The organism is Streptacidiphilus carbonis (genome assembly GCF_000787775.1).
GTDB lineage: Bacteria > Actinomycetota > Actinomycetes > Streptomycetales > Streptomycetaceae > Streptacidiphilus > Streptacidiphilus carbonis.
Map to the genome: position 1 here is coordinate 145,244 of NZ_BBPM01000017.1, position 8,631 is coordinate 153,874.

Here is an 8,631-nt window from a genome sequence, read left to right on the forward strand (position 1 = left end):
GCGACAAGCTGCCGCCGTCGGTCACCGAACGCGTCCCCTACCTGCGGGAACGCACCGCCGCTGGAAAGAGCGACGCCTGGGGCAGCACCGGGAAGTAGCCCCCACCCGCCGGGTTGGTGCTGTCGGGCCCCCGGGTGCGGCATGATCTCGTTCCATGGCGATTTCGGCAGGCATCGACTGCTCCACCCAGAACACCAGGATCGTGGTCTGCGACACCGACACCGGCGCTGTACTGCGTGAGAGCCGCGCCCCGCACCCGGGCGCGGCCGCCGCCGGCAGCTCGGTGGCCGAGATCGACCCGCAGTCCTGGCTGCGCTCGCTTGGCACCGCCGCCGACGGCGGGATGCTGGAGGGCGTCCGCGCCATCGGCGTCAGCGCCCAGCAGCAGGGTCTGATCGTCCAGGACGCGGGCGGGGTGCTGGTGCGCCCGGCGGTGCTGCGGGCCGACCAGCGCGCCGCGGGGGCGGCGGCGCAGCTGGTGACCGCGCTCGGCGGGCCAGGCGCCTGGGCCGAGGCCGTCGGCGGGGTGCCCACCGCCGGATCCACCGTCGCCAAGCTCCGCTGGCTGGCCGAGCACGAGCCGCAGTACGCCCACCGCGTCGCCGAGGTGCTGCTGCCGCACGACTGGCTGGTCTGGCAGCTGCTGGGCCACCCGGCGCGGCGCACCACCGACCGCGGCGACGCCTCGGGCACCGGCTACTGGTCCTCGGCGACCGGGCGCTACCGGGGCGACCTGCTGAGCCTGGCCCTCGGCCACGAGGCCGCCGTCCCCGACGTGCTGGGACCCGCCGAGGCTGCCGGGCACAGCCCCGAGGGCCTGCTGATCTCGGCCGGCACCGGCAGCACCATGGCCACCACGCTCGGCCTCGGCCTGGAGCCCGGCGACGCGGTGGTCTCGCTCGGCAGCAACGGCACCATCCACGCCGTCCACGACCAGGCCGTGATCGACCCCGGCGGCCTGGTCACCAGCTTCGCCGACGCCACCGGACGGCATCTGCCGCAGGTCACCACGCTCAACGCGGCCCGGGTGCTGCAGGCCACCGCCGAGCTGCTGCGCACCGACGCGGACGGGCTCAGCGATCTGGCCCTGCGGTCCACCCCCGGCTCCTACGGACTGGTGCTGCTCCCCTACCTGGACGGCGAGCGCACCCCCAGGCTGCCGCACGCCGCGGGCACCCTGGCCGGGCTGCGGATCGAGTCGATGCGTCCCGAGCACCTGGCCAGGGCCGCCGTCGAGGGCATGCTGTGCGGGCTCGCGGACGCCCTCGACGTGCTCAGGGACCAGGGGGTGACGGTCCGTCGGGTGTTCCTGACCGGCTCGGCCGGACGGCTGGCGGCGGTGCAGAGCATCGCCCCGCTGATCCTGGGCGTGCCGGTGGTGGTCCCGGCGCCCGGCGACTACGCCGCGGTCGGCGCTGCGCGCCAGGCCGCCTGGGCGCTGGCCGGCACCGCGCTGCCGCCCGCCTGGCCGCTGCGCGACGCGGTGACCATCGACCCGGGCGAGGACGTCAGCGTGGGCCAGGCGGTACGGCAGCAGTTCGCCGCGGTGCGGGCCCAGGCCCACCCCGAGCTGGGCTGAGCCGGGCGGGGCCGAACGCCCGGGGCTCAGTCGAGGTAGCCGCGGAGTTGGTCGGCGAAGGCGTGATCGCGCAGCTTGTTGAGGGTCTTGGACTCGATCTGGCGGATCCGCTCCCGGGTCACCCCGAACATCCGCCCGATCTCCTCCAGGGTGCGCGGACGGCCGTCCACCAGTCCGTAGCGGAGCTGGACCACCCGGCGTTCGCGCTCGCCGAGGGTGGAGAGCACCGCCTCCAGGTGCTGGCGCAGCAGCATGAAGGCGGCGGACTCCACCGGCGAGGTCGCGTCGCCGTCCTCGATCAGGTCGCCGAGGGCGACATCGTCCTCCTCGCCGACCGGGGCGTGCAGCGAGACCGGCTCCTGGGCCAGCCGCAGCACCTCGACCACCCGCTCGGTCGGCAGTTCCAGCACGGCGGCGACCTCTGCCGGGGTAGGTTCGCTGCCGCGCTCCTGGAGCAGCCGCCGCTGCACCCGCACCACCCGGTTGATCAGCTCCACCACGTGCACCGGGACCCGGATCGTCCGGGCCTGGTCGGCCAGCGCGCGGCTCATCGCCTGCCGGATCCACCAGGTGGCGTAGGTGGAGAACTTGTAGCCGCGGGCGTAGTCGAACTTCTCGACCGCCCGGATCAGCCCCAGATTGCCCTCCTGGACCAGGTCGAGCATGGTCAGGCCGCGTCCGACGTACCGTTTCGCCACCGAGACGACCAGGCGCAGGTTGGCTTCGATGAGGCGGCGCTTGGCGATCCGGCCCAGCACGATCAGCCGGTCCAGGTCACCGACGAGGCGGTCGTCGTCCAGGCCGGGACTGGCGTTGAGGTACTCCTCCGCGAACAGTCCGGCCTCGACCTGGCGGGCGAGCTCCACCTCGTCGACGGCGGTGAGCAGCGGGATCCGGCCGATCTCACGCAGGTACTGGCGGAACAGGTCGGCGGAAGGGCCGGCCGTGTCGTCGAGCGAGGGGACCGGGGCGGCCTCCTCCTCGTCGGCCACCGGGGCGGGCGGCGGCCGGTCGGGTGCGTGGGGCGGCAGGTCAGGGGCGGGGGGCCGCACCTGCGCGTCCTGCGCGTCCTGCTCTTGACTGTCCTGCGGGGCTGGGCGGATGGCCGTGGCGAGGTCCACGTCCTTCCCTTCCGGCGCCGGATGTCGCACTGCGGACGAGGGGGCCGACGCCTGCTGGCCGGGGCTGGGACCGTTCGTGGAGCGGTGGAGCCTGGAGCGTTCGGGAGGTGCCGTCCGCGCGCGCGGCGTCGGGACGGCGGGGGCCTCGCCGCCCTCCGTCCGAGTCGCGGTAGGCGAGTTCCCGCCGGGCTCGACGGTCTCGCGCTCTGATGAGTCGGGCACCGCAACCCAGTGTGCTCCTGCGCTGACGCTCAGGCAGAGACGTGTGCGCGCACTTTCTCGGTACGCAGGGTGACTGGCATGTGCCGGGTGCGGCCGGCGGGGAAGTCCGGACCGGCCCTACAGGGCGGCGGCGCCGCGCTCGCGCAGTGACTGGCCGTACTGCTGGAGCGCCCACAACTCGCCCTGGACGGCCGAGAGCTGCTCCGGCGTGGCCCGGGGGCCGAGCCGCTGGAGGTGGGCGCGGCAGTCGGCGATCCGGCGGTCCACCGCCTGGAGCCGCAGCTTGACCAGGAACTCCCCGGCGTAGAGGGCGTCGGCGGCGCGCCGGGTGCGGATCGGCTCCACGGTCAGCTCGGTGACCAGCCCGCGCACGCCGTCGTCCGGCGCGGCCGCGCGGACCCGGCCGGACCACGCGTCCGGGGCGGCGGCCCCGGCCTCGACGCCGCCGGCCGCGGCGACGGCGGCCCTCACCGCGCCGTAGGGCGGGGTCGGGAACTCGTCCTGGGCGTAGAAGTCGAAGGTGGGGGCGACCAGCGCCGGGTGCTGCAGCGCGAGCTTAAGCAGCTCCCGCTCGACGAACTGGGCCGGGTCGCGCGGGTTGAGCCGGTAGGCCGGGCGCATCGGCGCGGCAGCCGCCGGGGCCTGCGGGCCGTGCTGGTGGCCCTGGCGGCGGACCCCGGAGCGGGCCGCCTGCTGGTCCCGTTCCCGCTGCCAGCGGGCCAGTTGGCTGACCCGGCGGACCACGAACTGCTCGTCCAGGATGCCGACCATGCCGGCCAGCTGGACCGCGTAGTCGTGCTGGATCGAGCCGTCCTTGATCCGGGCGACGATCGGCGCGGCCTGCTCCAGCGCGGCCGAACGGCCCTCCGCGGTCTCCAGGTTGTGGCTGGCGACGGCGGCCCGGATGGCGAACAGGAACAGCGGCACCGGGTGCTCGATCAGGCTGCGCACCGCCTCGTCGCCCTGGGCCAGCCGCAGTTCGCAGGGGTCCATCCCGCCGGGGCTGATGGCGATGGAGGTCCTGGCGGCGAACTTCTGGTCGTCCTCGAAGGCGCGCAGCGCGGCCTTCTGCCCGGCCGCGTCGCCGTCGAAGGTGAAGACGATCTCGCCGCGGTAGGCGGAGGTGTCCATCAGCAGCCGGCGCAGGATCTTGATGTGGTCCTCGGCGAACGCGGTGCCGCAGGTGGCCACCGCCGTCGTCACGCCTGCGAGGTGACAGGCCATCACATCGGTGTAGCCCTCGACCACCACGGCCCGGCCGGTCCTGGCGATGTCCTTCTTGGCCAGGTCGATCCCGTAGAGGACGTTGGACTTCCTGTAGAGCGGGGTCTCCGGGGTGTTCAGGTACTTGGGGCCGTTGTCGTCCTCGCGCAGCTTGCGCGCGCCGAAGCCGACCACCTCGCCGGTGATGTCGCGGATCGGCCAGACCAGCCGGCCCCGGAACCGGTCCATCGGGCCGCGCTGGCCCTCCGAGCAGATGCCGGAGAGCAGCAGCTCGCGGTCGGAGAAGCCGCGCCCGCGCAGGAACCGGGTGAGGTTCTCGAAGCCCCCGGGGGCGTAGCCCAGACTGAAGTGCGCGGCGGCCTCGGCCTCGAACCCTCGTTCCTTGAGGAACGTGCGGCCGATCTCGGCTTCCGGGGTGTTCAGCTGCTCGGTGAACCAGCCCGCCGCGATCTTGTTGATCTCCAGCAGCCTGGTCCGCTCGCCCTTCTGCTGGCCGGGCTGGTAGCCGCCGCCCTCGTAGCGCAGGGTGATGCCGACCGTGGACGCCAGCCGTTCGACCGTCTCGACGAAGGACAGGTGCTCGATCTTCATCACGAAGCCGAGGGTGTCGCCGCTCTCCTGGCAGCCGAAGCAGCTGTAGACGCCCTTGCTGGGGTTCACGTAGAACGAGGCGGACTTCTCGTCGTGGAACGGGCAGAGTCCCTTGAGCTGACCGCCGCCGCCATTGGTGAGCTGGACGTACTCCCCCACGACAGCATCGATCCGGACGGCGGCCCGAACCGCGTCCACGTCCTCGTCCTTGATGCGCCCTGCCACGTGGTGCAGTGTATGCCCGGGGGCCGACACCGCCTCACGGGTCGCAGCGGGCTCAGAAGTCGGCGCGCTCGAAGGTCGGCGGGCTCAGAGGTCGGCGAACGGGATCGCCGGGTCGGCGAGCCGGTCGGGGTCGATGGAACGGCCGGAGCGGACCAGCTGCTGGATGCCGCCGGCCACGTCCCAGACGTTGACGTTCATCCCGGCCAGCACCCGGCCCCCCGGGCTCTGCCAGAAGGCGATGAACTCCCGTTTGCCCGCGTCGCCCCGTACCACCACGTGGTCGTAGGAGCCCGGGGCGGCGTAGCCGGAGTACTCCAGACCGAGGTCGTACTGGTCCGAGAAGAAGTAGGGGACCCGGTCGTAGACCACCGGCTTGCCCAGCATCGACCGGGCCGCCGCCGGGCCGCCGTTGAGCGCGTTGGCCCAGTGCTCGACCCGCAGCCGCCGCCCGAACAGCGGGTGCTCGGCCGAGGCCACGTCGCCGGCCGCGTAGACGTCCCGGTCCGAGGTACGCAGCGAGGAGTCGACGGCGATGCCGCCGCCCTCCTCGCGGGGGGCCAGGGCCAGCCCGGCGGCCTCGGCCAGCGCGGTCTGCGGGGCCGCGCCGATGCCGATCAGCACCGCGTGGGCCGGGTGCTCGTCGCCGTCGTCGGTGTGCACGGACAGCACCATGCCGTCCTCGCCCTCGATCTCGGTCACCCCGGCGCCGAAGTGGAAGTGCACGCCGCGGTCCTCGTGCAACCGGGTGAAGAACGCGCCGACCTCGGGGCCGAGCACCCCGTGCAGCGGGGTCGGCTGCGGCTCGACGACGGTGACCTCGGCCCCGTAGCCGCGGGCCGCGGCAGCGACCTCCAGGCCGATCCAGCCCGCGCCGACCAGCAGCAGCCGGCCGTTCTCCCGGCCCAGGGTCTGCAGCGAGGCCCGCAGCCGCTCGGCGTCGGGCAGCTTGCGCAGGTAGTGCACCCCGCCGAGGCCGACCCCGGGGACGTCCAGGGTGCGCGGCGCGGAACCGCTGGCGAGCAGCAGCTTGTCGTAGGTGAGCACGGTGCCGTCGGCCAGGTGCAGGGTGCGGGCCGGGCAGTCCAGCCGGGTCGCCGGGGCTCCCAGCCGAAGCTCGATGTCGTGCTCGGTGTACCAGTGCGAATCGTGGACGAAGAGGTCGGACCTGGAGGCGGCGCCGGTGAGGTAGCCCTTGGACAGGCCGGGGCGCTCGTACGGCGCCTCGCGCTCCTCGCCGACCAGGATGACCCGTCCGGTGAACCCCTCCGCCCGCAGGGTCTCAGCGGCCTTGGCTCCCGCCAGACCTGCCCCGACGATGACATAGGTCTCGTGTGCGTCCACCATCGTGGTCTCCTTCGTCAGTTCGGCCCGCACCCTTCATAGCGTCTGCTGCACCCCGCGCAAAAGCCCGCGGCAAAGCCCAGGCAAACACCCGCACACCAACTCCACTATGCAGAGGCGAACTGCCGGTGCCGGGCCGCCGCCGAGGCGTCGGTCAGCGTGGCGATCTGGTCCACCACCGCGCGCAGCCGGCCCGCGTCGTCCGGAGCCTCCTCGTAGTGCGCCCGGAACACCGGGTCCAGGCCCAGCGGCGCGGCGGCCACCAGCGCCTCGGCCAGCTCCCCGATCACCGCGCGCTGCCAGGCCCGCAGCTGGCCCTGGTCGTCACGCTGCATCACGTACCGCACCGCGACCGCCTTGAGCACCGCGCACTCCAGCCTGACGCCGGTCGGGACGATCAGATCGGCCTGGTAGCGGCTGAGCCGGCCCGGGCCGTAGCGGGTCCGGGTGGCCTGCTCGGCGGCGGTGCAGAAGCGGCCGATCAGCTGGCTGGTGAGGTCCTTGAGCGCGGCCCGCCCCCGGGCCGAGCCGTCGTAGCTGCGCGGCCACCACTCCTCGGCCTGCAGCCGGTCCAGCGCCTCGGCCAGCTCGCCCTCCTCCGCGCCCGGCGCGTAGCGCCCGGCCACCGCGAACAGCTCGGACCGCTCCTCGGCGGAGCGCAGCGCGGCGGGCTCGACATGGCCGGCGTGCAGGCCGTCCTCGACATCGTGGACGGAGTAGGCGACATCGTCGGACCAGTCCATCACCTGGGCCTCGAAGCAGCGGTGGCGCTCCGGCGCGCCCTGCCGCAGCCACTCGAAGACGGCCAGGTCGTCGGCGTAGACCCCGTACTTCTGCGGCAGTTCGGGGTGGCTGCCCCTGGTCCAGGGGTACTTGGTGGCGGCGTCCAGCACGGCCCGGGTGAGGTTGAGGCCGACACTGCGGCCGTCGCCGCCGGCCAGGTCGGCGAACCGCTTGGGTTCCAGCCGGGTGAGGATGCGCAGGCTCTGGGCGTTGCCCTCGAAGCCCCCGCAGCCGGCGGCGGCCCGGTCCAGGGCCGCCTCGCCGGTGTGGCCGAACGGAGGGTGCCCGATGTCGTGGGACAGGCAGGCGGTCTCCATCAGATCCGGGTCGCAGCCCAGGGCTGCGCCCAGTTCCCGGCCGATCTGGGCGCACTCCAGCGAGTGGGTCAGCCGGGTCCGCGGGAAGTCGCTGGCCAGCGGGGCCACCACCTGCGTGGTGCCGGCGAGCCGGCGCAGCGCGGCCGAGTGCAGCACGCGGGCGCGGTCGCGCTGGAAGGCGGTCCGGCCGGGGCGCTTGTCCGGCTCCTCCACCCAGCGGGCCTGCGCGGCGGCCGTGTAACCGGCGCTGACCTGTTCCTTGTCGTCCATTCCGGCAACCGTATCCGCCGGGTACGACAGAACGGGCGGGACACGTGGCGCAGCAGGATTTCGGCTGCGGACCGTAGTGGGCTTGTCGCGCAGTTCCCCGCGCCCCCGGGGGACTGCAACGTGCCCACAGTGGTTGAGTTGCGCCTGCCCAGGGACGCGGGGAACTGTGCGACAGACCGTCTACGGTCCGCGGCCAGGAATCCGTCAGAACCTGCGCTACCCCGCTTTTACGGCCGGCTCCGCAAACCGAACGGTCCGGAGCAAGGCCTCGTCGTACCGGGCCAGCACCAACCCCGCCATCGCCTCCTGGGCACCCAGCGGCTCCCCCACCAGCCACGGCGCGGCCGAGGCTGCCAGGTTGGCGAAGTCCCCCGGCGCGGCGAAGTACGAGGAGACGGCGATCCGCCGGTACCCGCGTGCGGCCAACGCGGCCACCGCCTGCGGCACCGTCGGCGACGCCGCCGAGACGTAGGCCGGCACCACCGGCACATGCAGCCGCGCGGCCAGCAGCAGCGCCTGGGTCTGCGCGTCCTTGGCCGAGGCCGGGTCCCTGGACCCAGAGGCTGCGAGCACCACGGCGTCCCTCGCCTCGCGGTGGCGCACCCGGGCGGTCTCCGGCTCGTCCCAGCCCGCCTCGGCGAGCCGCAGGTGCAGCGCCTCGGCGAGCAGCGGGTGCGGGCCGAGTGGCGCGGCGACCGCGGCGTCCAGGTGCGGGTGCCGGGCCAGCTGCCCGGGTATGTCGATCCGCACGTGGTAGCCGCGGCCCAGCAGCAGCGGGACGAGTACGGCGCCGGCCGCCCGGGGCAGGCCGGCGAGCACCTCGTCGAGCTTGGGCTCGTCGAGGTCCAGGTGGGCCAGCCGGACGTCCAGCCCCGGGCGCTGCGCGCGGACCAGGTCCAGCAGCCGCAGCGCGGTCGCCGACGCGGCGGGGTTGCGCGAGCCGTGCGCCACCGCGACC

At 74.0% G+C, this 8,631-nt stretch carries 6 protein-coding genes; 1 reads left to right on the forward strand and 5 read right to left on the reverse strand.

Annotation, left to right across the window (positions count from 1 at the left end; all coding sequences use genetic code 11):
• Nucleotides 1–154 precede the first annotated feature (154 nt).
• Nucleotides 155–1,579, forward strand: coding sequence for an FGGY family carbohydrate kinase (locus TR46_RS16195; protein ID WP_042400904.1), 1,425 nt, complete (start codon nucleotides 155–157; stop codon nucleotides 1,577–1,579).
• Nucleotides 1,580–1,605: 26 nt separating this feature from the next.
• On the opposite strand, the gene TR46_RS16200 is transcribed toward TR46_RS16195, so the two are convergent.
• The 5 genes from TR46_RS16200 to TR46_RS16220 form a co-directional block, all read right to left on the reverse strand.
• Nucleotides 1,606–2,922: an RNA polymerase sigma factor gene (locus tag TR46_RS16200; RefSeq protein ID WP_042400907.1), complete on the reverse strand. Its 1,317-nt coding sequence runs from the start codon at nucleotides 2,920–2,922 to the stop codon at nucleotides 1,606–1,608.
• 117 nt (nucleotides 2,923–3,039) lie between these two features.
• Entirely contained in the window at nucleotides 3,040–4,962 is a 1,923-nt protein-coding gene (gene dnaG / locus TR46_RS16205) for a DNA primase (protein WP_042400910.1), read from the reverse strand.
• A gap of 84 nt (nucleotides 4,963–5,046) precedes the next feature.
• The gene (locus TR46_RS16210; RefSeq protein WP_042400985.1) at nucleotides 5,047–6,306 is read right to left on the reverse strand and encodes an NAD(P)/FAD-dependent oxidoreductase; all 1,260 of its coding nucleotides are present in this window, start codon (nucleotides 6,304–6,306) and stop codon (nucleotides 5,047–5,049) included.
• Between the two features lie 104 nt (nucleotides 6,307–6,410).
• Nucleotides 6,411–7,673, reverse strand: coding sequence for a deoxyguanosinetriphosphate triphosphohydrolase (locus TR46_RS16215; protein WP_042400912.1), 1,263 nt, complete (start codon nucleotides 7,671–7,673; stop codon nucleotides 6,411–6,413).
• A gap of 216 nt (nucleotides 7,674–7,889) precedes the next feature.
• The coding region (locus TR46_RS16220; protein ID WP_042400988.1) for a sirohydrochlorin chelatase at nucleotides 7,890–8,631 on the reverse strand (742 nt) is incomplete at its 5' end.

Bases quoted from the DNA above. Each gene is read 5' to 3' on its own strand.
- TR46_RS16195 (WP_042400904.1), top strand. From the start codon at position 155: ATGGCGATTTCGGCAGGCATCGACTGCTCCACCCAGAACACCAGGATC.
- TR46_RS16215 (WP_042400912.1), bottom strand. From the start codon at position 7,673: ATGGACGACAAGGAACAGGTCAGCGCCGGTTACACGGCCGCCGCGCAG.
- TR46_RS16210 (WP_042400985.1), bottom strand. From the start codon at position 6,306: ATGGTGGACGCACACGAGACCTATGTCATCGTCGGGGCAGGTCTGGCG.